Genomic DNA, 25502 nt, shown 5'->3' with positions numbered 1-25502 from the left:
AATTATACTGTGTTTCTAACTTTAGGGAGGTTTATTCAAACGCCATGCTCATTATTGGTATTGCCGGTGGTACCGGCTCAGGCAAAACAACCGTCGCCCGCTCCGTCATCGAACGTATGGGAACGAGAAAAGCAGTTACTTTCATCTCTCAGGACAATTATTATAAAGATCACACGCATCTGAATCTGGAAGAACGGGCACTGATCAATTACGATCACCCTTTCGCTTTTGATAACGAACTGCTGATCCAGCACCTGGAAGAACTCAAGCAAGGCAAAACGGCATATGCGCCAGTCTATAATTTTACGATGCATGCTCGTTTTACCGACCAGACGCTGGAACTTCAGCCCAACAATATTGTAATTATCGAAGGACTTCATGTACTGTCCGACGAGAAACTGCGTGAACAATTGGATATCAAGGTATTCGTGGATACCGATCCGGATGTACGCATTTTGCGCCGCGTACTGCGCGATATCGAAGAGCGCGGACGCAGTATTCAATCGATCCATCAGCAGTACATGACGACTGTCAAACCGATGCATGAAGCCTTTATTGAACCTTCCAAAAAATACGCCGATCTGATCATTCCGGAGGGCGGACATAATGAAGTAGGTATTCAGCTGCTGTCGATTCTGACCGAGAAATACCTGAACGGCGACCGCAAATGGGGCACGCTGTAACACAAATGGACTGCATAACGTATAAAAGCTGCCCGGGCGATGTCCCGGCAGCTTTTTGCATAAGGAGAGGAAATTGATAAATGAACCGTAAAATTGTAGCTGTCGACATGGATGATACGATCTGCCATCTTCTTCCCAAAGCTATTCATTATCATAATGCACTCTATCCCGATCTGCCGCTGACGATGGAGCAGATTATTAACTTCGATCTGAGCCGGATCTGGCATCATGAATGTTCGGAAGAAGTCTTTTTCGGCAGACCCGGTCTGTATGAAGAGTTGGAGATTTTCGACGAACATACAGTGGAGGAGATGCGCCGGATTCATGAACAGCATGACCTGATCGTCGTTACTGCTGCCCGTCCTTCTTCGGTGCCGGAGAAATGGAGATGGCTGCAACAGCATTTGCCATTTATTTCGTATGAGAATTTCTTCGTAGCCAAACGTAAATATCTGCTGGAGTTCGATGTACTGATCGACGATGGACCGCATAATCTACTGGCAGCCCGTGAAGCCGGCAAGCGTACGATCGGTATCCCGCGTCCATGGAATCTGCCGTTGCAGCAGGACTTTCTGATGAAGGATTCGTGGGAAGGCATGAGTGATCTGGTAAACAAGGTACTGGCGGAACAGCCGCAGAGATAAATTCAAAGCAAGATCGGTTTTATCGCCTCGCCGGCCACTCAGGATTATTGGTCATTGTGCTCAATCCTGACGGCTCTCTCGTTGTGAGAAGGCATTCATGCTATGATTATCTTTTTTTAAATACTGGATTAACCTCATAGTAAGCGATCTTTTAATGGATCAATTAAAAGCCGGATCATTGTGATCTGTTCAACGAACAGACGGCAGTGATCCGGCTTTATTGGTATATAGATGTTATAGAATGAGTCTGTATCTTATGCTTATTCATACATGTGACTATCGATGAGATGCATAAAGACAATGGAGATATTGGTAATACTCCTCACCACCGGCAGGCGAAAAAGTGATAGATCTACGCCCTACCGCATCAGACGTGTATTGGTACAGTGACGCTTCAGCCAGGCACTAATTCCCTGCAGCCCCGGATAAATGATCCGTTCATTCACATTGGCCTGATCCAGCTTGTCCCTTACCTCCAGCTTCAATTCAGCCGGGATAATAATCTTTTTGTACAGTCCCGGGTACTGCTTGAGCCAATCGTCCAGTCCGCGATCCCGGTTGCTCATGATCGTGAACATGGCGTACTGATTCACAATCCGTTCATCAATCGATGGCGGATCCAGACAGATGACAAAGTCATCATCGCCTTTTAATTGTTCAAAATCGTTCATATTCTTGAACAGCTCATCTAGCAGTTCGACAGTAAATACGAGCAGGTCGTCATCATTCAGCCGATGCTTGAGGCTTGGCGGCAAGTGTGCATGGACCTGATCCGTATCCAGGCACCAGACAGCTCCATCTTCATGGTAGCGGGTCAGATCGGACGTGGCAAAATGCAGCGCCACGTAGGGCGAAAATGACCAATCCAGCATACGCGTCGGCAGTCCATGGTGCTGGGCGACTGCCAGCAGCTCCCAGTCATTGCGCTCGTCTTTGAGTGATGCACGCGCAAACTTTTTGAAATTACGCAAAAGGTGAGATTCCATCCCTGTATTTTCAATCCTCATCAGACTGGTACTCAGATCAAAAGAAGCACTATCCATTCCCCGATAGGCATATGGAGAATGAAAGCGGCCATGTTCAGGATGAGGAGGAAAGTTAAACAGTTCTTCATGGAGGTCCAACCAGCTTTCTGCTACGCTTACTCCATCCTCAATTGATTTCAAGCAAAACACCTGCCTATGCAATCTATATTTGACTCCTCTATTTTATTACACTATTTTGGACTTTTTTAATGAGCTTTGAAGGTATTTTTTTACATAATACGATGTATTCAAAATAGCCAACAGCCCTGCTGCCAAAGGAGAAAATGCAATTCCGCTATTCGCCTGCTGCAACCTGTATGCTACACTGATAGATGTAATTCAGCTAACAGGGAATATGCAATATGAATGAGAGAACTTAGAATAGCGTATGATAATTTTTAATTGAGGATGGCTATTTTGTATATACATACTGAAAGTTCATCTTGGTCCATTCCTCTATGAATGATTGTATTTGAAAAGGAGTGAATAGCAATGCTTGGCAGTATTATGATTGCATTGGTCGCCCTGGAACACCTGTATATTCTGGTTATGGAAATGTTCCTCTGGACAACACCTCGTGTAATGAAGACGTTTGGCACAACATCCGAGCAGGCACAAATAACCCGCCCGATGGCGGCGAATCAGGGGCTGTATAATGGCTTTCTGGCTGCAGGTCTGATCTGGTCGCTGCTGCACCCGGATGGCAGCATAGGCAGACAGATTGCTTTCTTTTTTCTCGGCTGTGTTCTGGTAGCTGCGCTGTACGGCGGATGGAGTGTTAAAAAGTCCATTTGGCTTATGCAGGGTCTGCCTGCCCTGATCGCTTTGCTGCTGCTCTGGCTGGGGTATTAATCAGCTCATGGAGCATTAGAATGCCTGTTGATTGCATTAAGCCTACGGTATGCCCAGATCGTCAGAGCGTTTGTTTATGTTTGGTATATGTAGAGTAGATTACTGATTATATATAGTGAGCAGCTCTATTGCATATTCCGCTCACAGTATACTCACAGGATAGGTACTATCAACAAAAAGCCTGCCGACTGCTCCACGTGCAAAAGTATTCAGCACAAGGAACAGACAGCAGGCTTTTTCGGTTGTACTTCATTTATTCATAGGCTCCCATATTTACAGCGGAACCGGAGGTTCTGGGTTGTCCATCCATGTCCTTGCTATTACGTAATCCAGGATCGGTATACCCATTGTCTACTGCCGGAGAGGAAGATTGCAGATGATAATCGTTAGTCCCGGCATCGACAAATTGCGGATTGGCAAAAAGCGAATGAGCATCATTGCCGCTGCCTTTACGATAGGCTTGCAGACCACTATATTCCTTGCCTTTCCAGATCCAACTGGAATCGGCACTGCCTCCCTGCGAGAAATATAAATTATGATCTACCGTATTACCGGAATTACGGGTGTATTCATTGTAGATAAGCACACCGGCATCTCCGGCAACCATTATATTATTGCGGATCACATTGCGACGGGTATCATACTGGATCAGCAGCTGTCCATTACCTGCCCCAAGGGTATCATTATTATAGAGCGTATTATTCACGATCCGGGAATCTGTCGTAGAACCGCGTTGCTCATCATAACCGCCCATGGCGATTCCGGTCTGCCGATTATGATAAATGAGATTACTGCGTACGATCATACCGCTCGTGCTTCTCCCTTTATGCTCGGAAGCAATCTCGATTCCGATATCGTTATCGTAGCTGTAATTCCGCTCGATCACACTGTTTTTGCCTCCATCCACATAGATGCCGCCTGCCGAGTTGCTGTGGTTAGGCAGCTTTTTGCCATATGAAGGATTGTGATTGGAAGAGACCTGGTAGATTCGGTTGCTGCGAACCAGACCATTACGCGCCTGGTCGTATAGTTCATCTGGCGATATACCTTCGAAGCCGATCAGATCAATACCAATATTATCATTATTGTAGATCCGGTTATTTGTTACAGCGAATCCATTCACATTGCCATTGATGACCAGTGACTCGCTGCTGCCCAAGACCAGATCATGCAGCTCGTTATGATCGATCGTCACCTGCTTGAGCGCAGCCGGTGCCTGATCGCCATACACGGCAATACCGTGCGCATCACGACCCGTCAGATCCGGTCCGGATGGAGTTGCCGTATTGGCAATATGATGCACATGATTGCCGGTTAGCTGGATCTGCTGCCCGCTCCCATGTACATAGATACCAATCGGCACGGCATCACGGGATTTTGTTGTATAATTACGCACTTCCAGATCCTGAATACGCACATAACTGGCATCAGCAATATCGATCAATCCCTGCAGACCACTCACCTTTACCCCTTTGCCATCCAGTATTGCCTGCTCTCCCGGATAACTGGCAAAGGTAACAAAACCTGCCGCTGCCGAGCCAGAACGGCGAATTTTTACTTGCTCATGATACACGCCAGCACGAATATAGATCGTACTGCCAGGTACTGCCTGATCGGCAGCATGCTGTATCGTTCGCCACGGAGAATTTTGAATACCAGACTGGCTATCCCGGCCTTCGGGCGAGACATAATATACTGCTTTCTGGCTGTCCGCTGCAGCTGCCTGTGCATCTTTTCGATGTTCTTGAGAGGAACAAGCTATACTTCCGGCACCCAGAAGGAGCACAACGAGCAGACCGGCTGTTCTTTTAAAATAATGATACAAGAAGCCGCACCCTCTCTTTTAACAAATATTTACTTTTTATTCGATTTGTATATACAATGAAATATATGCTGCAATAGCTCTGGAGGGGACGGTGATCATGTAACCATTCCGATTCCTAAGCGATCATAGCATTCCTTTATTGGAATTCACACTCGGGAGGAATCTTCATGAAACAAGCAATCCTGCAATTTGCCCGTAGAGAGCTCTGGTGGAACCTGCTGGCAATGTGTCTGTTATTTATTGCACTGCCGCTCGCTCTGCATCAAACACTGGGTATACAGCCTCTGATCGGTCTGCTCTTTTTTATCGTGTTATCGATTATTGGTATACGAGGCAAGTATCGACAGAATCAAGCTTGAATGAATAACGATCAGTTGTATTCTTTTACTTGGCTTTTAGTAGATAGGGATATCGCGCCAATAGACCGTACACAACCAGCGACGGAACGATCACCCATAATACCTCGAAAGAGCCAAACATCAGCATAACCCAGACAACAGCGACAATCATAGTCAACATACCGGTGAGATGGCGCCTGGACCAGCGATACATCACATGACCCAATACTGCAACGAGCAGCGCCAGAATCAGAACAAGCCCTATCATATAAATGGTACCCATAAGAAAAACCTCCTTCATATTGGGATCTGTCCAGTATACCATTCCATTTTACAATTTGTGGAATACATAAATACAAGATTGTACATGCACTCGCACAGAACGTAAGAAAAGAAATAAGAGCAAAGGACGACATTTAAGCCTGGAGATCCCCTGTACTTATACCAATTCAGGGATCTCCAGGCTTAACCGGAGGACGTGCTCTTATTCTTTTCTGGAGTGCATGATGTACAATGCGAAGGATACAACGCATTCCCATTCTTCATTGCACAACGCTCCATACCGCTCTACATGTTCCACACCATCCGCTAAATAATCCGATGCTGCAGCCACTTCTTCCCATAAAATCGTTTCATGAAAATAACACCACGTACCGCCCATTCGCAGTCCATTGCGATCCATACCCCGAGGACACCCCAGCCGAGTGTAACACCCAGCACATACCCGAGTACCACCCGGAACAGCCACATCGACAGCATCGATACCATCGAGGTAAACTTGGCATCTCCGGCAGCCCGCAGCGCCGATGGCGTAATGAAGCCGATCGCCCACAGCGGAATCTGGGCCAGTGTATTGATCAGCAGCACCCAGAAAATCTCATCCACAATCTCTGCCGGCGGATCAAACAACGAGATCAGCGGATGGAACAATGGCAGAATAATCAGCCCCATCAATACAAACGACATGGACGCCAGCACCAGGAACGACTTGGTGAACTTGCGTGCTTCGTCGATATTGCCGCTACCGATACACATGCCGACCACGGTAATAATCGTCAGTGACAGCGCATTGGCAGGAATCTGCATCGCGCCTGCCAGTGCGGAACAGATCGCATTGACTGCAATCGCATACGTCCCCATGCCGACAATGAAGATCTGGGTCAGTATTTTTCCGCCGTTAAAAAACATCTGCTCGGTCGCAAACGGAAAGCCGATAAACAGGATCTTTTTGAACATCTCCCATTTGACCTCAAACAGCTCTCGTACACGTACCTTCAGGTTAACGTCCATTTTGAACAAATAATACAGCGCACATGCAGCGCCGCCATACCGGGCAATATTGACGGACAGCGTCATGCCGAGCACACCCATATCCAGTCCATTGATAAAGACAAAATTCAGCAACACATACAGCAGATTCATGATCAATGACAGCATCAGCGAGGCTCTCGTACTGCCAACACCGCGCAGCGCACCGCAGACCGCTTCCACAATCGCAATCCCGACAAAGGAAATACAGCTCCCGATCAGGTATGTACGTGCATGATTCATAACTTCTGCCTCTGCCGAGCCGAACAGCAGACTGAGCAGCGGCCCGTGAAAGACAATACCGATCAATGCTACAGCCAATGCCAGCGCAGATACGGACGAGACTGCTCCTGCAGTCGCCTGTGATACTTTCAGTTCATTGCCATTACCCTTGTACTGGGCGACAACAACGGTCCCGCCTGTAGCGACCGCGATAAATACGCTCAGCAGGAAAATATTCAGCGAATCCACCATATTAACCGCACTGACAGCCGCTACGCCTGCCGAACTGATCATGGCGGTATTGATCAGATTCAGTCCCATCACAAACGCCTGATCGATCAGGATCGGAATAAACAGCGCGATCATCTGGCGGTAATTCATTGTTGCTCCGGAAAAATACTTTTCCAGCAGATTATGAGCTCTGCTCCATCTTATGCTGGGGTCTCCCATGTGATTACCTTCTTTATAACTGGATTCATGGCCTGTCCGACGGTTTACATTCTCCACATTATACCGGAATCTCTACAAGATTCCAGTGAAACTCATAATAAAAACGCCCTCCAGGTTAAAATAACTGAAGGACGTAATTGACTGTATGAATATTCACGTTATAAATAAATAAGAATGCGGTCGAGAGGACTCGAACCTCCACGGGGGTAAGCCCACACGGACCTGAACCGTGCGCGTCTGCCAATTCCGCCACGACCGCAAATGAGTTAGTGAGCTGCGTTACGCAATCACAAGGAATAATATATCATGATATTTCGAAAAGTACAAGCTTTTCCACAAAATATTTTAACGCAGCTCTGTATCCCAATCTCTCTGATCTATTTCACGTATTGTACCCGTGCAGACTGTACACTTTATATTCAAATTCGTTCCATGCCCGCGTCTCTCCGGCCTGCACATATTCGAGCCGAATCGTCACATGATCTTTGCCTGATGTATATCCAGCTGGAATCTCATATTCATCATCCAGCCAGCGCTGATATGGATTGCGGTCAGCCACATACCAGCTGCGCTCCTGTACCAGTACATTATCTACATACACTTTCGCCTTTTGCCGGCCGGTCATCTGGTCGGATCTTCGCCGCAGACGCACTCCCCGGTTATCCGGATGGATCGATATGACGAATTCACTCCATCCCTCTGTCTCGTGTCCGGTGTCTGTAATCAGCACATGATCCTGATCCCCTTCATAACATGCACACAGGGTATAGTATCCACGGCTGCCGGATGTACGATAATGATGGATACCTTCCGAAGCCTTGTTACCGATATCCAGTACATCGGTCAGCTCCATGCCCGGCTCATCCACGCCATAGTAAAATAGAATACCCGAGTGGCGCAGATATTGATTATTATACTCGCCGGCCTCGATGCCGAAGACCAGTTCCTGCCGAAAAGGATACACATCTCCACTGCACAGCCGCACCATCGACCACGGACTATCTGGCAGGCCGTCATATGCGCTGGACGGATTCATCTCCGGCGGCGTAGGGAATCCCCAGCCGTAATTCACCCAGCTCTCGGAGCCGTCACTCTCCACCTGCGGGGTTAATTTGCCATCGATATGAACACGCACATCTCCTTCACAGCTAATCTGCCCCGTAGTCCGGCTGAAGGCTGTCACCTGTCCGGCTACCAGATGTCCGCGTCCGGTGATACGGCCGATAATGCTGTCTGTTCCTTGCGCAGCCTGCGATGGATAGTAGGCCGAGGAACGGAAGTAACCGGTCTGCCCTTGAAGATACAGATCATTATATTCCGTCGTATAACGAATCTCCCAATAGGCAAAGGTAACTTCCGCCGCCCCCCGATTGATCAGCTCAATGTGCGCACGCTCCCAATACGGCATCGGAAAGTATTGATACAGCATGCCCGCTTCCGTTTGTCCGTGAGACAATAGTCCAATACGGTTGTACCCCAGTTCATTACCGAAAAAAGCACCCAATGGACATTCCACATCCGGCCGCTCATGGTTATCCCATGTCGCTCGTATCCAAATCTGCTGCAGCTCCGGATACGGAAAATCGTTCAGCGGCGCACCAGAGTCTGCAGCTGGCAGAGAAGTATTCATTTCAGCGAGTATCGCGGTAATACTGCCTGCTCCCTGCTCATCCAGCAGAACCACATGTTCTCCACCGCGCAGCGTTAGCTGCTGGGTAACCGCCGATTGTGCAGACACATCCGGCTTGGGATCTTCTCCTGTATGGTTCCAGGTGTTCAACAGAGCATCCAGATGTTCATTGCCTGTAAATGTTGTTATTCCACTCGCATCCTGGTAGGAGTGATAAATGACATGTCCCCAGCCTCCATCGCCTTTGGCGGCTCCTTTGAGCCGGATATCCGATGTGATGCGGCAGGAACGCTCATACTCCATTGGTACAAAGCTCCGTACCACCCGGATCTGCCCTCTGCCGTTATCATCTGGACCCATATAAGCATCCGCCAGTGGCGCTACAAAAGGAGCCTCACGACCAAACTCCGAATGCCGGATACGGAATCTCGGTTCGGCTTCTCCATCAAAATAAAACGAAAACGTCGGCTCTTCACTGTCAGGATACCGGTGCTGCACAAAGTTATAGATACAGCCCGGACCATCCACATCGAAGATCACCCATTCCGATCCTTCCTGATACAACCACCAGTCCCAGTCGGCATTGCCTCCCTGCTTGTCTATACTGCCTTCATAGTGAACCTGTACTCCTTCACGCAGCAACGGCAGCTGTTCGAACTGCTGCATGGCTTTTAGACCTTTGGGTACGATTTGATCGGATTCCTGGCTTGATCTCATTATGCTGCTCCTGTTCTCTATGTGGATTGACGAACAATACTGAACGACAAGGCTCCTGGCTCATTTGTATAGATCTACTATGCTGTAATGAACATTCCTTCTGTATTCAGTATAGAATGCAGAGTCTTCTGCCGGGATTGAACAATTTTCAGATGAGTTGAACATTATTGCTGTTGAAATACAAAAAGAGACAACGATCCACTAACAGATCGTTGTCTCTCGGTTTATGATATTTGCTACGTCTTTTGCTCAATTTCTATCGTATAGCTCTCCAGAAATAGTCTCGCAGGGTACTGATTATTTGGAAGACAGCTCCGCCAGTTGGGCTGGAGTCAGTCCGCCTTCGAATACCTGCAGTTCATCCAGTTCGCCTTTGAATGGAGCATCCCAATAGTTCACGCCCAGGCCAAAGCTGGCATTGTCCGCAGCCGAGAAGCGATCCGGGAATCCGCTACCTGTAAAGGTTGCTTTGCCGTTTACATAGACGGTAACGGTGCCCTGATCCACGGTAAACGCCAGATGGCTCCACTCTCCTGCCGGAATCTTCATGCCGGTGCTGGCATCATACCATGGTGTGCTGCCTGCCCATAGCATCGTATTATCGCTGTCTGTTCCGCGCGGCAGCAGGCTGATCCAATGATCACTGTCTGCTGCACCAAAGAATGCCGGTGAGTAGACACTCAGCTGCTCCGGCTTCACCCACATGGAGACGGAATACGAATTACTGTGAATAAGTCCATTTGGCAGACGGATACCTGTTGTACCATCCAGTACAGCCGATTGTCCGTGTACACCTGTGCCATACGTAATGCTACCCACGGTTGCCGGACGATCCAGACGATCGCCGGTCAGTTCACCTGCGCCATGCTGGCCAGTGCTGTCGTTCAGATTCTGGTCGAAGCTGTAACGGGCGGTCAGCTCGGCATTTACATAAGGCATTACGGTTACATCGAATGTTTTGGTACGTGTCTCGCTCCCATGAGCAATACGCGCCGTCAGTGTCACCGGTACTGCCGTGCTACCGGATTCCGGACGGGTTACCTGTCCATTTGCAGCAATAATCTGTTCGTTGGAAGACGTCCAGCTGATGGTTGTACCACGGCTGCCGATAGTTGGCAGTTCCAGATTGGCTGTAATGCCACTCGTGCCGCTCAGTTCCAGTTCGCCATATACATCTTCAATAACCTGTTTATCGGGAGCATCTGGCAGACGACTGCCCCAGCCCATGGTTGCCTGGTCAGACAATGCCGTGAAGGTCATTACATACTGTTTGGACATTGGGTCCCAGTCTTTTACGAATACGCCAGTATACATTTTGCCGTTAATGGTCAATTCTGCATCATTGGTGCCTTTTTTCTTCCAGGTACCCTGCAGTTCGCCTGTAATGGTATGGTCTTCATTCAGACGGATATAGCTCGCTTTTTTGATCGTTGGTGAAGAATCGCTACCATGATCGACAAACTGATAATCACCGGTGATCATTTTGTCGCTGACTTTGGCTTCCTGCTCGCCTGCATAACGGTATGGCGAGACAACTGGCCAGCCTTCTTTATTGATAAACATCTGATGGATACGCAGTTCATGCTCTTCTCCACGTCCCGGGAAACGGGTATGGAAGACGAGGAACAGCTGCCCGGTCTTCGGATCGGTATAGACGGAGTTGTGTCCCGGAGACACATAACCGTAATCCTGCTCTTTGCCTGGATCGCCTACTTTGCTGTCGAACAGGAAGTTGCCGATCAGCTTGTTGCCGTATTCATCATTACTGGTATCTGCCGGCCATGTTGCCTGATGTCCTCTGGCGTCTACATAAGGGCCATCTGCAGACTTGGAGCGGAATACACGCATATTGTACCCGCCGTTAGCTGCGAGTCCACCATAAGTCATGTACAGATAGAAATAGCCGGTATCCTTGTTGTACTGGATATATGGGCCTTCACCGGATTTGCCGTAGCCACCGGCGATTTTCGTGCCAAAGTAGCGGTCGATCATGCGGCCGTCCTTGGTTTTGCCATCTTTGCCCGGATAGATCGGCTTGCCTGTCTTCTGGTCCACTTCCAGCACGAAGATACCGCCGGACCATGAACCATAGGTCATCCACATTTTGCCTTTGGCATCCTGGAAAATGGTAGGATCGATCGCATTCGGATACTGCTGGTTGGCATATGATCCATTTTCGTTAAACCATGCCGGATTCTCCGCGCTGATTTTTTTCTGGTCAATCAGCGTCTTGATATTGGTATTGGTCCACTTCTTGTCTACCTGACTGTTGGCATCGAACGCCTTGTCTTTGGTAAATCCGGTATAAATGAAGGTGTCTGTGTATTCATACGGTCCTTCGATCTTCTGGGATACTGCCATGCCGATCGCGGAGCGGATATACGTAGACGATGTAGAATAATACAGTGTATACGCACCTTTGGAGCCGTCTTTGTTGACATATTTGGGATTCCAGATCACGTCGGGTGCCCATACAGCGAATCCGCCTTTGCTGTCCGAATCATTCTCTCCTGCCCATTTGAAAGAACCTGCCAGTGTTTTGGACAGATCGCCGTACAGTGTGTTACCCGGAGTAGTGTAACCGTTTGCAAAATTCGACCAATGCATCAGATCCGGAGACTTGGCTGCCGAGATATGGGAGCCGAATACATAGAAAGTATTGCCTGTTTTGATAATGGAAGGATCGTGTACGGTAGCATTGGAAAATGTCGGTTCAGCCGGTGTATTATCCGCTTTGGCTGCGGAAGCCTGTTCACTTGTTACACCTGCGGCAGATACCGCCAGTGAGAATGCCAGCGTCGCGACAGCGAGCTTTTTGGTTACATTTTTGCGCATCAGGTAATCCCCTCTCGTCTTGCTCATGAATGGTAATCTATAATGTGTTCCTGCAGATTATGAAATGAACTGCCTCCATAACTCTAAATGATCGAAATAAAATCTATTCTTCTCATACTCGAAGCTTATGAAGGCAGTCATGTACATAACTACCTTGAATCAGGTGATGATCAGTTGTTCAGACGCAGAATAAGTACATTGACCGAGCTTGCTGGCAGATCCAGTACGACTGTAGTACCTTCCAGCTGAATAGTCTGCTCGGATGGAACCACCTGCTCATTGTTTTTCTTGTTCACATTCGGTGTATGCAGGAGCGATGCATCGCCAGTCAGCGTAATCAACTGTGCTTCTGCCTGTACATTCAGTTCTTCCAGATTCAGACGAGTCGCCTTGTCTGCAGCATCGGCATTGACCAGCTTCACATAGACATGCTGCTCATCACGGGTTACAGAATGGAACACTTCACGATTATAGGCTTCGAGCTTGTAATCCAGCACTTTGCTCTCTGTCTGGCCATCGGTATAGGAGCAGATCAGATTGCGTCCGGTCTCGCCGCCATAATTGACCGTAATACTATATTCCGTACCGTCCGCAAGCGGTTCATAGCTGGCTGCCCGCAGGTTGCCTGCTGCCGTACTGGAGGAATAATCGCCCAGCGTATAGCCTTCAATGCCCTGCTTGTACACTTTGACGCCGGTAGCATTGCCGTTGTAGTTGATCGCATATTCGGTCACATCTTTGGTATCCGGATGAATATCTGTCAGTCCGGCACCAATGTAGAACCCTTCGGGACCTGTCAGGCGGGTAGCGGTTACTTCCACTTTGTAGTTGGTCCATTCATCATTCAGAATGTACAGACCATTCATTCCGCTGCCCTGTGCAGCAAGTACCAGACCACGCTCCTTATCGACCGTGTAACCGGCTGATCCCGGGATAACCTGCCATGCCGGATTCAGCTCGGCGGTAAAGTCCTGTTCCAGCAGTACACTGCCATCGACATTGGAAGTGACTTTGACATGCTTCACTGCGATCTCGGCATTGCCTGTAGCGATCTCGATCCCACCACGCGGGATCAGATCGAGCTGGCGGCCATGCTTGTATGTGGAGAATGATGTATCCAGCACTTTATGTCCCAGATATTTGGCGAATAGATGCTGTACATAATAGTTCGGCGTATACCATACGGTCTCATCGTCGAACCAGATACAGTCCGGCGTCCAGCGGTATGTGCCATCCGTCAGCACTTTGTTGAACAGCGGCGCGTAGGCAGCCAGACGAACCACATCGGCATTATTCTCGAATCCGGTCATCACAGCCGCTTCACCAATCGCGCCTGCCAGCGTATTTTTGTCAGTCGATGCATATTCACCAACGAATACTTTGGATGTTTCTTTCCAGTTGATGCTGCCATCGGCATTATAGGCTCTGTAATAATAGTTGTAGCGATCGGCATTGTTGAGCAGGTACTCATTGGAGCGATAGTAGTGCTCATCCGCAATCGTATCCATGTAATTGTCTTCCTTGGCGTACCAGGTAATCGTTTCTTCGATGACTTTGTCCCGATCGGCAAAGGCGACTTCGGCTGTTCCTTCCAGATTACCACTCAGGAACTTCCATCCCTGTTGATACGCATCATCATCAGCCTGTGCGCCAACGGTCGAGATAATATTCAGTTCATGATCCGGATAATGCTTGGCCATGTACTCGTCGATCGAGGTCTTGAACACCTCAAAGTTGGCAAAGAACTCGGTACCCCAGTTCTCGTTACCCACGCCCAGATAACGCAGATCAAATGGCGCTTCATGACCCATATGCTTGCGCATCGCTGCCCATTCGTTATGTTCAAAGTCCATACTGATCGCAAAGTCGATCAGATCGGTAAAGTTCTTGATATAGTAGTCACGCAGCTCGCCACCGGCTGGATGCGCATAATCGGAGCGTGCCTGACAGAGTACACCGCAAGCCATAACCGGCAATGGTACTGCATTCAGATCTTCGGCCAGCTGGAAATACTCCATATAGCCGAGTCCCATCGTCATCATGTAACCCCATACATTGAAGTTTTCTTTGCGCAGCTCGATATCACCGACCGATTCTTTCCAGTCATACACATTCTCCCAGATAAAGGAGCCTTCCGAGATACATCCACCCGGGAAACGCAGGAACGTCGGATGCATGTTCACCAGTGCGTTAACCAGATCCTTGCGCAGACGGTAGTTCGGGTTGCCGGTATAGTTGGCATGGGCAGATGGAGAACCTTCTTCTTCGCCTGCTCCCCATACATCCTGCGGATACAGAGATACCATATCGATCGATATGTCTCCGTCAAAGGTCAGTGCCAGCTGTCCCAGCACTTCGGCAGATCCGGTCAGTGTCAGCTTCGGCTCTACACCATATTTGCGCCAGGTTCCGTTACCTTCCACCTGTACGGTCACCGTATCACTGGCTGGCTGTCCATCCGCTGTCTGTAGCTGCAACGTAATCGTTCCGGCTGCTTCTGCTTTGGCCCAGATCGTAAAGTCGTAACGGGCATCACGCTGGATAAACATGGCGCAATTGTTATTGGTATCGTTAAATCCGCGGTTGATAATCGTTGCACCGCTGGCTACTTTTACATAATAGGAGTTCACATCGGGATCACTGACACCGAAATGTTCATTCAGTCCACCGCTATTCTGCGGAGTCATTTTGTCGGTATCGCCATACCAAGCGAATAATGGCTCACGATTACGACCTGTCGAGCATCCGCATTCACCGGAAGCATGGGAGTACGTATCAAAAGCAAACGATTCAAAGGAGCGGTTCTGCACCATTTCCGCATAGATTCCGCCATCGGCCGCATTGTTGATATCTTCGTAGAACAGTCCGTACATCACTTCGCTGACATCCAGTACTTCCCGGCTGCCATGAATCGTCAGAGTATAAGGCGGCAGATCCTTGGGCAGTACGGATACGTCAAAGCTTTTCTCCAGTGTGCTGCTGCCGCGGGCCATGCTCGCTGTAATCGTCACGCCTTCCGCTTGGCTGACTTCCTGAATCCGGCCGTCATGAGCCAGAATCTTCGGTCGGCTCGATGTCCAGCTGATCTGCACCCGGCCGCCCATCAGAGACTCGGGAAGTGTCAGATCACGCGTAATAATCGTCGTAGGGAAAGATAGATATTTGTCCCGTGCCAGACGAGTAACCTCTTCATCTGTCAGCGAGTCGCACATGACTTCGATGACTTCATCTTCGGACAATCCTGCTTCATATACCCGGAAGTCTGCGATCGCTCCGGTGTAATCATCATCCGCTGCGAACTGGGAACGTCCGATATAATTGCTGTTGTAATTGCCTTCTTCGGTAAATGTAGCAAACCAAGCGCGCAGACGAGCGTAGTTACCGCTCGATGTCTGGCTAATCGTTCCATCTACAGCAATTTCGCCATTTACATAGACGACCGGACCCGCGCTGCTCAGTGTTCCGCCTTCTGTGCCTTTGACCGAGATGGCGACGTGCATCCACTCATCACGGACAAATCCCTTACCAGGGTCGACAGCCAGATCGCCGTCTGCTGTCAGGGTTCCACGCATTTGACGGGTGAGGAAAATAGAGGGCTTACCTTCTCCGGCACCAAAGTCAAAAATACGTTCCCAAATGCTCACGCCCATACCAAAATTCACCCATGCCGTTACTGTAAGCCCTGTGTTATCGCTTACATCTTTGAGTAAATCAGCAGGCAGCTGTATGTAGGAAGAACCGTTTGCTCCACCGGTAAAGGAAGCTGCATGACGTCCGTATACTTCTTGAACAACAGGCGCACTCTTACCGGAAGCGGTTGCATGATTATCTTTGCCGGAGCTGTCTTTGCCGATCTGATCGGCATTGTCGAATTTGTACTGTGCAATGAGTCGATCTTGAATATGTGTCATATGCAATACTCCTATACTTTTATAGTTAATATTTATATTAATATATTAATGTAATTATATTCTATAAAGTCATACTACTCTATATGAAGGGTGTTTTTCAACTCTTTTTCGGTTCGTCGGTAGATTTTGGGTAAATAGTCGTTTATAGATTTGCTGATGAGTAACAAGGGAAGCAACTTATTAAGGGAGCCCACCTGTATATTAAAACGACTACTTTAGGAGAAGGCAGTGACTTTAGCTGAAGACATTACATAAAATATGGATTACCCTGTTCGCAGGTATTCTTATGATCGCAGGAATATGGATGTTCCTTCCCCCTGGTACACCTTCAATCAGGCAGCTTTATTACACGGGTATCATTACGATATCGAGAAACTGGACAGCAATATAGATGGTGCCAAGTTATACTATTCAATCACTCCGGATGACGGATCCATTCACTCCATCAGCAAAAAGCCCTTCGCTAATCATACGAAGGGCTTTTTACCAAATAGATAGCAGATATGATACAATGCTTTGTTCTGTTCATTGAAGTAAAATGCGAATAAACCTGGTAGCAGCACTATCTGCACTTTATTACGGACTATCGTATAATTACACGCGCTTGAACTCGATCCATTCCACCTGCATACCCGGCTTCACAAATTCAAATGTCACTTCATAGACTCCACTTGCCAGCTCAGCTTTGACCAGCTTCTGGCGCAACCATCTGCCTTCGGTGCCATTCGTCTGAATCGTCGTCACAACTTCGCCGTTCAGCATCAGATTGCAGGCACTCTGGGCCAGTTCGGTATCCGGTGACATCACATGAGCGAACAGACGGTAGACGCCTGGTTGCTCGACATAGATCAGTGTCGCTGCTGCTGTATCCACTGTTATCTGGCGATCTTCTGTCGCGGGCTGAGCCTGCTCGGCAGAAAGTGAATCGTTGGCTGGATAAGCATTCACCGTCTCTTCAATCACCTGATTGCGGGCAAATACCGGTGCCTGGATCAGGAAGTTACAGATATTAATCGCACTGCGCTGCAGCTCGCCACGGGTAAGTGTGCCATTCGCCAGCGATTCGATCGTATTGTCGCCCCATACATTCGTCTCTGCGCCATAGTTGCTGACGACCATGTACAGATCGTTCTGGGCGCGTACCATGGCATTGGTATTTTTGCGATCGGCTGGACCGCCATTTACAACGTCATTCATGATCGCCCACCAGTCGGTCATCACGATGCCCTGGAAGCCCCATTCACCGCGCAGAATCGTGGTGTTCAGATCATAATTGGAAGCTGCCCAGTGTCCGTTGACCGGATTGTATGAAGTCATGATACAGTTGGAACCGCCTTGTTTGACTGCAATCTCGTAGCCTTTGAGATAAATCTCGCGTAGTGCACGCTCGGATACAACGGCATCGACCTTACTGCGATACTGCTCCTGGTTATTGCAGGCAAAATGCTTCAACGTACCATTCGAACCGCCGCGCATAATGCCGCGTACACAAGCTGCTGCCAGCTGTCCGGTTACGAGCGGATCTTCGGAAAAGTATTCAAAGTTCCGTCCATTAAGCGGACTGCGGTGAATATTCATACCGGGTCCGAGCAGTGCATCGACATTGTTACGCACCAGCTCCTGTCCTTCCAGTATATACATTTCTTCGACCAGCTCCACATTCCAGGTGGATGCCAGCAATGTACCAATCGAGACCTGTGTAGACTTGTCGCCGCTGTCCATCCGGATACCCGAAGGGCCATCTGCCGTACAGCCTACCGGAATGCCGTAGCCCAGCAGACTGTCGCTAACTCCGCCAAATGCCGATGCTGTGCCAGGTGTAACCAGCGGACTGCTCATGCCTTCTCCACGTACAATCGCAGCCAGATCTTCATCGCTCAGCTGGGCAATAAATTCCTCCATGCTGACCTTTTGCTCCGCTACATCTCTGAGCTTGTAACCGCGATCCCCAGTCTGTTCTAGCTGAGGTGGCATTTGCTGTTCTATCCGTTCTGCCAGCGAAACCTTCTGCTTCGGCACTTCGGTGTATGTGATTTCATACGTACCATTATCCAGTTTCTGTCCCGGCTTGATCCGGTTAAACGTTACTGTCGGTGCCATCGCTTCCTGCAGCTGTTCCACAATCTGCAGCTCGGTCACCTCGTAACCTTCGCCACTGGCATATTTTACAGCCTCCAGCTGACGAATACTGCTGCCTGCATAGAAACGATATACTCCCTCTTCGAGCACATAGGCATGCGCATGTCCGGTAATCCCACTGTCATCGTAGGAAGCCATGCTATGTACCGGGAAAGTAATCACGAGACGCTCCGATTCGCCCGGCTGCAGCAGTCCGGTTTTGCCAAAAGCAGCAAGCGAACGTGCCGGCTGACCCAGCTGACCCTGTGGCGATTCGTAGTACACTTGTACGACTTCCTTGCCTGCATAGACTGTACCGGTATTCGTCACCTGCACACCGATCTCAATGTACTCCTGTCCTTCATGGCTTGTCCGCTGTGCTTCCTCCGGCTTCACTTCAAAGGAAGTATAGGATAATCCATAACCAAACGCATATTGTACCTTCTCCGACGCAAATGTCTCAAAGTAACGATAACCTACGTAAATATCCTCTTCATACAGACTCTGATGCTCATTGCCGTAATTCTTGGTAGATGGATAATCGTCAATGGAATAGGCGATTGTATCCGGCAGTTTGCCGCTTGGCGTCACTTCGCCGACCAGTACGTCTGCAATCGCATTACCGCCCTCCATGCCGCCATGCCAGGAATAGATGACCGCCGAGATCGGATGAATATGACTCTTGTCCTGCACCCAGCTCATGTCCACGATGTTGGATACATTAAGAACGACAACCGTCTGTTCAAAATGAGCCGTAACCTGCTTCAGCATATTCAGCTCATCATCAGTCAGACGGTAACTACCCGGCGCATCCGCATTATCCTTGTCCTCACCGGCGGTACGTCCAATTACGATAATTGCTTTATCTGACTGCTGCCTTGCCTCTGCGACCAGCTCGTCTGTCAGCGTCATCTCCTGCTGGTGCCACGGCTCGGCCGCCCAGCCTCCGCCTCCGTTATCGAACGGATTCTCTTGAATCCACTGCTCGTACACTTGTGCCAGCTGTTCATTGACACGAATATCCGTCTTGCTGCGCAATCCATCCAGTAGATTGGTGGTATACGCTACGTGTACACTACCGCCAGAACCTGTACCACTACGGTAATAATCGACCTGTACGCGCCCAAAAATCGAAACGCTTTCATTTTTCTGGATCGGCAGAACCTGATTGTTATTTTGCAATAGTACTGCACCTTCGGCAGCAACCTTGCGGCTAAATTCAGCAAAGCCCTCGAGCGGGACTCCGATTTGTGAAGTAGTTGGTGTAGTCAATGTATTCCCTCCTGAATCGTAAATAGTCTGGTGATACACATGATGTCCATAGTTACAATCTGCATACTCTCTTCTACCATTATGTACGTAACGAGCTGGAAAAAGCAAAGGCCTGCGCGGTAAATGACCATCCAGTTGTGGCTGATTTGTGAGATACACGGGTATGCAGGTCGTTTGCAGAAGCCAGCAGTAGATGTCCGGTATTCATTTAGCTCTTAGTGCTCGGTTGGTGAGTGCCTACTTCCAAACGGGACACTGTTGATATGCTTTTGGTGGTTTGCTGTGTGCTGTTTGTGGTTTGCTGTTCATTATTCTGGCAGGAATAACAATAAGGGAGTGTTTTGTAATTGTGTCTGATGGATGGTCACCGCTCCGGGAAGGGATCATACCGGCGGCCTCCGGTTAAGAATGGATATTTTGAAATACCGCTTATCGCGGTAAATATCCATTCTTAAATGTCGGCCTATGGTATGATTTCCTTCCCTGTGCTCCGTGCGTTTTATTGCATTCTTATGTATGCACATTTCATATTTTGTTTTTATGTGCCGTATGCCGTATGCCGTATGCCGTATGCCGTATGCCGTATGCCGTATGCCGTATAAAATGATACACCGCCTTGCACAGAATGCATACGCATAGAACGGAAGAAAGGAAATAAGGGAAATGGACGACATTTAAGCCTGGAGATCTTCCTTTACTCCTACTATCAAAGATCTCCAGGCTTAACCGGAGGACATTCCCTTATTCCTTTCTGGAGTGGATGAAGCATCCCCACGCCATACACAAGTCGCATACACATCCATACCTTATACCATTCCAGCCTCCAAACAAAAAAGGCACCGTAGCAATAACGGCGCCTTGCATTGGACAACGATGCAACTCCCATAACCATACGGGTTCACAGTATACAGACGATTTCCTGTTCAGCATCAAACTTCAGTGAAAATGATGCTTACCGATCCCGATGCACGATGTAATCCAGCAGATGCTTCAGAAAAGGAACATCCTTCGGCAGGGTACGCAGTGCTTCGATAGCGCAGCAGTAGTGGTTCCACATTTCTTTGCGTGCCCCTTCTTCCCCAAGAATGGAGACAAAGGTGGAATTGTTGTTCTGTACATCCTGACCGACCGGCTTGCCGATGATCAGCACGTCGCCGCCCAGATCGAGCAGGTCATCTTTGATCTGAAAAGCAATACCGGCGTGGTAAGCGAACGTTTGAAGTGCCTCGATTTCCTTTTCACTGGCTTGTGCGAGCAAAGCTGGCATCACAAGCGAAGCTTCGAAGGCAACCCCTGTTTTGTAAAAGCAGATCGTATTCAGCTGTTCCAGCGTTAGCGCCTGACCGCGGGCATCCAGATCCATCGCCTGGCCAGTGCACAGTTGTTCGGCCTTTTCAGCGGAATATTGCATCAACTTCAGTACGGCTCTGGCATCGAAGTCTTCCATGGAAGACTGTTCGCGGATACTTTTCTGGATCAGGAACAATCCACTCAGTTCGGCCGTCGCGCTGTCATGCACTTCATGGAGGGTAGCTCGTCCACGACGGGTAGACGCGTTGTCCTGGGAAGGCAGATCGTCGAAGATCAGCGAAGCGGTATGCATATATTCGAGTGACCGCAGCAGGGGCATGAGCGCCTGTGCATCCAGACCGTAATGATGCACCCCCATCACCCAGGCGAGAATCGGGCGCAACCTTTTGCCGGAGCCTTCGAGGCTGTAATTGGCTGCTTCGATCAGCCGTTTGTTCATTGGCAGCAGATTTTCCTTATTATCCAATAGTAGCGTATCATTGATCTGCTGCCGTACCTCATGCAGCGTCTGCCGGAATTGCTCCTGCTCTTCCCGATCCTGTCTCAGACTATTCAGCATCTGGTCACGCAGCAGCTTGTCCAGGAAATCCACATCTTCCGCTTTGCGCACCATCTGCTGGATCAGTTGGTTGAACTGAGGCATACCTGCTGTGAGAGTATCCATTATCTCATCATATTTGGCATTCCCCAGACGGACACGGGCACGCTTGAGACCATTAATGGCCCGGTCCAAAATAACTTCGCGAGTCCGGTAATCACTGCCGTATACATTGTGGATCAGATGAGCGATTACCGCCCAGTACAGCTCAAATGGGTTCACCAGATCGCTGCGCTGGCGGTGGTATTTGAGATAATACGTATACGGCGTTACCGAGCCCGCTTTCATATCATCGAACATATCGGCGAAATCATCTGCCAGTTGGTTATAGATACCATAACAGAATGTACGATGATCGAATCCTTCATCTTCCGGTGCTCCGATAATTGAGCGCGCGACCAGCCGGGAACAGGAGGATTTGAGAATTACGGGAATATACAGCTCTTCATTGGTATAGTGATCATGACTCAGATCCCGCGTCCGATCAATATCCTGGGATTGAAAGAATACATAAGACTGTTCAAAAAACACCTGCTGGGTTCCGGGCTGCTGTTTGCTTTTGATATATTCGAACGCCTCACGCAGTTCGGCATGAATATACCGAATTAGCTCCATATGATTTCCCGACCAGTCACCCAGCTTGGGCACCGTACCGGTCAACAATGCAGTACGGATCAGGCGGGAATACTGCTCTTTCTCCTGCACATTGAGCAGCGTCGAATCAAGAATATCATCCACAAAAGGATAGGTCAGTCCGTAGGAGTAGCCCAGACGAACCGCTTCATCGAGTCGGCGAGCACGCTCCGTCGCAGATACGCTATCCTCCATTTCCTCGATCGCATGCAGTACCACACCGACGATAATTTTGATTAGCTTGCGCTGGGCCTGCTCGGCGCTCAGCTCTTCCGGAATATGGTTAGTTACGCCCTGCAGCTTGTCCATTACCCAGATAATAGCGGACTCAATGCCTTCCTTTTGTGCCCAGCGGTAGACGCCATCCATACTCATGAACATCATAATATCACCCTGCGGACCTGTATCCGGATTCACAAGACGCTTACGCAGGCTGGTGATCACTTCCTGAATCCGTGCCTCCGTCTCGGGCGCATCCAGTGCCCGTCCCAGATCCCTCATATAAATGTACGAGACGCTGCGGTTCAGATAATTATCCAATTTGCCTGTCAGGTTCAGCCACTGGATATAACGATGATAATCTCCAGTATCCGGCGTCTTTTTGCGGGAGAAACGGGACAGCCAGGAATGGAGCGGAATATGATTCTTTTGCCAGAGCCGAAAATCACTGGTTAATGCCGGAATATATGCTTGTGCACGTACCTGCGTATACAACTCTGCAAAATAATCAGCCGCTTTCTGTTCAGCCAGCTGGTAGCCGGTATCTGCATGATTTACAAATTTTTCATTCATCAGAAATCCCTCAAATTCGATTTAGTCGTTATCCGGTACCTATCCGGGATAACCTATCAGATAAGCTTATGGGTTATAGTCAGCGATTAAGATACGTGGGCATACAGATATCTAATCCCGTATCGATTCGTATGGTTCACATCATGTAGTAGAGAACTTGGCCGTTCATATGTACAGGGTAATACGGGAAAACAGGAGCCGGGTTACGAAATATGCTCTTTCTCCTTGTATCGTTAGAAATGCGCAAAGAAACAAGCGTTAAATCAACAAAACCACCAACCGAATTGCGGCTGATGGTCTGATGATGGTATAGGGTAACGATAACAGCTAGGCTTGCTTAACAATCTCATCTAGTTCACTTTTGAGTAAAAGGTAACGATGCACACTTCGCATGATCGGCACCTTGGTCAGCTTGTTTTTATCGACGTAGACCTTCATTTGATCTTTGGACATGCCCAGTAGAGCTCCAGCTTCCGAGACGGTTAATACGACTTCATTGCTGGTTGCGTTAAAGGTTTCTTTCACTTTCAGATTCCAGTCCTTGAATACCTGCATAGATGGGCAACCCTTCCTATTCGCATCCAAAATCGTTTCCTGACCGAATCATTCCATTATATCACATTTATGTTGTGTTTTTCTTCAAAATCTGCTGGATCCAAAATTTTTGCAGCATGTGGTCTGAAATGAACGTGTTTGGACGTGTAGATGCTCGTATGAAGTAACACCGCTCCGAAAAGCGATTCTACCACTTCCTCCGGTTAAGAATGGATATTTTGACATACCGCTGATTGCGGTAAATATCTATTCTTAAATGTCGGTCGTTGATAGCATTCTCTTTTCTGCGCTCTATGCTTGATATTACAACTTCACTGTGCTTGTCTGCTGCTTCTCGCTCTCGATCCTTTCCCGGTTTCTGAAAAATTCGATTTTATCATCCACTTTCCGTAGTGCGCGTTCCAGTTCCTGCTGCTGCTCTACAATTCTGGCGCGATAGGTCTCCATAAATTCGCGACGTACTCGGGCTGAGTCGGCTGCGCTGTTATTCATGGCGCTGAACTGCTGCATTTCACGAATAGGCAGGCCCATATCCCGGAAATGCTTGATTACCTGAAACCATTTGATATCCGATTCCGAATATTGACGGTATCCGTTATCATCGCGCTGTATTCCGTATACCAGACCCATCTGCTCATAATAACGCAGGGTATGCACACTTAGTCCTGTCTGCTCGGCAACTTGTTTACTTGAAAAGGTAGTCTCCATTTTTTTAGTATACTCCCGCATTTGGGGTATTGCTATAGAGTGAACTCTATACTTTATGCTGAACCTGTAACTGAATCTCAACCATATAGAGGAGGATTTACCGATGAAAGTATTTGTTACAGGAGCAACAGGATTTGTAGGGTCGGCCGTGTTAAAGGAATTAATCCAGGCAGGCCATGAAGTCACCGGTCTCGCGCGTTCCGACAAAGCAGTCAAGCTGCTGACTGAAGCTGGCGTAGCCGTACATAGAGGCTCGCTGGAAGATACCGATAGTCTGCGTCAGGCTGCGCGGGAAGCGGATGGTATTATTCACCTCGGCTTTATTCATGACTTTTCCGATTATACGGCTGCAGCCGAGATTGACCGACTGGCGATCGAAGCGATGGGCAGCGAGCTGGAAGGCACGGATAAGCCGATTGTGCTCACCTCCGGCGCCTTGATGGTCGCATCGGGACATGTCGCTACCGAAGAAGATAAAGCAACTGCACATGCCACTCGGCATTCGGAAACTGCTGCACACACCCTGGTGCAGCGTGGAGTGAAAGCCTCTGTTATACGTCTGGCGCCTTCGGTGCATGATGTAGGGGATCACGGATTTGTACACACGCTGATTACGATTGCTCGCAGCAAAGGCGTATCTGCTTATATCGGCGACGGTACCAATCGCTGGTGTGCGGTTCATCGTCTGGATGCTGCGGTATTATTCCGCAAAGCTCTGGAGCGTGCAGCAGCAGGTACGATGCTGCATGGTATCGATGAAGAAGCCATTCCCTTCCGCGAGATTGCCGAAGTGATCGGGCAGGAGCTGGGATTGCCGGTAGCCAGCATCAGCGCGGATGAAGCAGCAGAGCATTTTGGCTGGATTCATTTTGCCGTCGCTGCGGATGCACCTGTATCCAGCAAGCTCACCCGGGAATGGATGGATTGGACACCTGTACATCACGGGCTGATTGCAGACTTGAAGCAGGAACATTACTTTACAGAAGCTTGAGCCAAATAACTGGAATCGATCGGTATACGGATCTGCTAGCTATAGAGATACAGGTTCGCTGACGAATATAGCTATACCAAAAAG

16 protein-coding genes and 1 tRNA gene are annotated in these 25502 nt (G+C 48.8%); 5 read left to right on the top strand and 12 right to left on the bottom strand.

The window, feature by feature from the left end:
• Positions 1-44 precede the first annotated feature (44 nt).
• A complete protein-coding gene (gene udk / locus WH46_RS22630; RefSeq protein WP_017814922.1) occupies positions 45-683 on the top strand; it encodes a uridine kinase in 639 nt (212 codons plus the stop codon).
• 80 nt (positions 684-763) lie between these two features.
• A complete protein-coding gene (locus tag WH46_RS22625; protein WP_046228454.1) occupies positions 764-1327 on the top strand; it encodes a 5' nucleotidase, NT5C type in 564 nt (187 codons plus the stop codon).
• 359 nt (positions 1328-1686) lie between these two features.
• On the opposite strand, the gene WH46_RS22620 is transcribed toward WH46_RS22625, so the two are convergent.
• Positions 1687-2502, bottom strand: a complete 816-nt coding sequence (locus WH46_RS22620; protein ID WP_407944438.1) for an FRG domain-containing protein — start codon at positions 2500-2502, stop codon at positions 1687-1689.
• Positions 2503-2844: 342 nt separating this feature from the next.
• On the opposite strand from WH46_RS22620, the gene WH46_RS22615 reads away from it, so the two are divergent.
• The gene (locus WH46_RS22615; RefSeq protein WP_407944437.1) at positions 2845-3204 is read left to right on the top strand and encodes a DUF1304 domain-containing protein; all 360 of its coding nucleotides are present in this window, start codon (positions 2845-2847) and stop codon (positions 3202-3204) included.
• 253 nt (positions 3205-3457) lie between these two features.
• On the opposite strand, the gene WH46_RS22610 is transcribed toward WH46_RS22615, so the two are convergent.
• On the bottom strand, positions 3458-5029 hold the full coding sequence (locus WH46_RS22610; protein ID WP_052714342.1) for a right-handed parallel beta-helix repeat-containing protein: 1572 nt from the start codon (positions 5027-5029) through the stop codon (positions 3458-3460).
• 167 nt (positions 5030-5196) lie between these two features.
• Between WH46_RS22610 and WH46_RS22605 the strand changes: the two genes are divergently transcribed.
• Positions 5197-5388, top strand: coding sequence for a hypothetical protein (locus tag WH46_RS22605; protein ID WP_046228452.1), 192 nt, complete (start codon positions 5197-5199; stop codon positions 5386-5388).
• A gap of 25 nt (positions 5389-5413) precedes the next feature.
• Here WH46_RS22605 and WH46_RS22600 read toward each other — a convergent pair whose 3' ends face one another.
• The 10 genes from WH46_RS22600 to WH46_RS22555 form a co-directional block, all read right to left on the bottom strand.
• On the bottom strand, positions 5414-5650 hold the full coding sequence (locus tag WH46_RS22600; protein ID WP_046228451.1) for a hypothetical protein: 237 nt from the start codon (positions 5648-5650) through the stop codon (positions 5414-5416).
• Between the two features lie 305 nt (positions 5651-5955).
• A complete protein-coding gene (locus WH46_RS22595) occupies positions 5956-7347 on the bottom strand; it encodes an MATE family efflux transporter (protein ID WP_046228450.1) in 1392 nt (463 codons plus the stop codon).
• A gap of 175 nt (positions 7348-7522) precedes the next feature.
• Positions 7523-7606: transfer RNA gene (locus WH46_RS22590), tRNA-Leu, on the bottom strand.
• 123 nt (positions 7607-7729) lie between these two features.
• Entirely contained in the window at positions 7730-9694 is a 1965-nt protein-coding gene (locus WH46_RS22585; protein ID WP_156172333.1) for a DUF2961 domain-containing protein, read from the bottom strand.
• 297 nt (positions 9695-9991) lie between these two features.
• Positions 9992-12529, bottom strand: coding sequence for a LamG-like jellyroll fold domain-containing protein (locus tag WH46_RS22580; protein WP_046228449.1), 2538 nt, complete (start codon positions 12527-12529; stop codon positions 9992-9994).
• A 170-nt stretch (positions 12530-12699) separates the two neighbouring features.
• Positions 12700-16440 (bottom strand): alpha-L-arabinofuranosidase C-terminal domain-containing protein, encoded by a 3741-nt coding sequence (locus WH46_RS22575; RefSeq protein WP_046228448.1) that lies wholly within the window; start codon positions 16438-16440, stop codon positions 12700-12702.
• A 594-nt stretch (positions 16441-17034) separates the two neighbouring features.
• Positions 17035-19830: a glycoside hydrolase family 3 C-terminal domain-containing protein gene (locus WH46_RS22570; RefSeq protein ID WP_046228447.1), complete on the bottom strand. Its 2796-nt coding sequence runs from the start codon at positions 19828-19830 to the stop codon at positions 17035-17037.
• A gap of 952 nt (positions 19831-20782) precedes the next feature.
• A complete protein-coding gene (locus WH46_RS22565) occupies positions 20783-23164 on the bottom strand; it encodes a polyprenyl synthetase family protein (protein ID WP_046228446.1) in 2382 nt (793 codons plus the stop codon).
• 327 nt (positions 23165-23491) lie between these two features.
• Entirely contained in the window at positions 23492-23719 is a 228-nt protein-coding gene (locus tag WH46_RS22560) for a MerR family transcriptional regulator (protein WP_017814909.1), read from the bottom strand.
• A 303-nt stretch (positions 23720-24022) separates the two neighbouring features.
• Positions 24023-24427: a MerR family transcriptional regulator gene (locus WH46_RS22555; protein ID WP_046228445.1), complete on the bottom strand. Its 405-nt coding sequence runs from the start codon at positions 24425-24427 to the stop codon at positions 24023-24025.
• A 103-nt stretch (positions 24428-24530) separates the two neighbouring features.
• Between WH46_RS22555 and WH46_RS22550 the strand changes: the two genes are divergently transcribed.
• Positions 24531-25418, top strand: a complete 888-nt coding sequence (locus WH46_RS22550) for an SDR family oxidoreductase (RefSeq protein WP_082208495.1) — start codon at positions 24531-24533, stop codon at positions 25416-25418.
• Positions 25419-25502 lie beyond the last annotated feature (84 nt).

The organism is Paenibacillus dauci (assembly GCF_000971985.1).
GTDB lineage: Bacteria > Bacillota > Bacilli > Paenibacillales > Paenibacillaceae > Saccharibacillus > Saccharibacillus dauci.
This window is presented reverse-complemented; position numbering and strand designations above follow the sequence as displayed.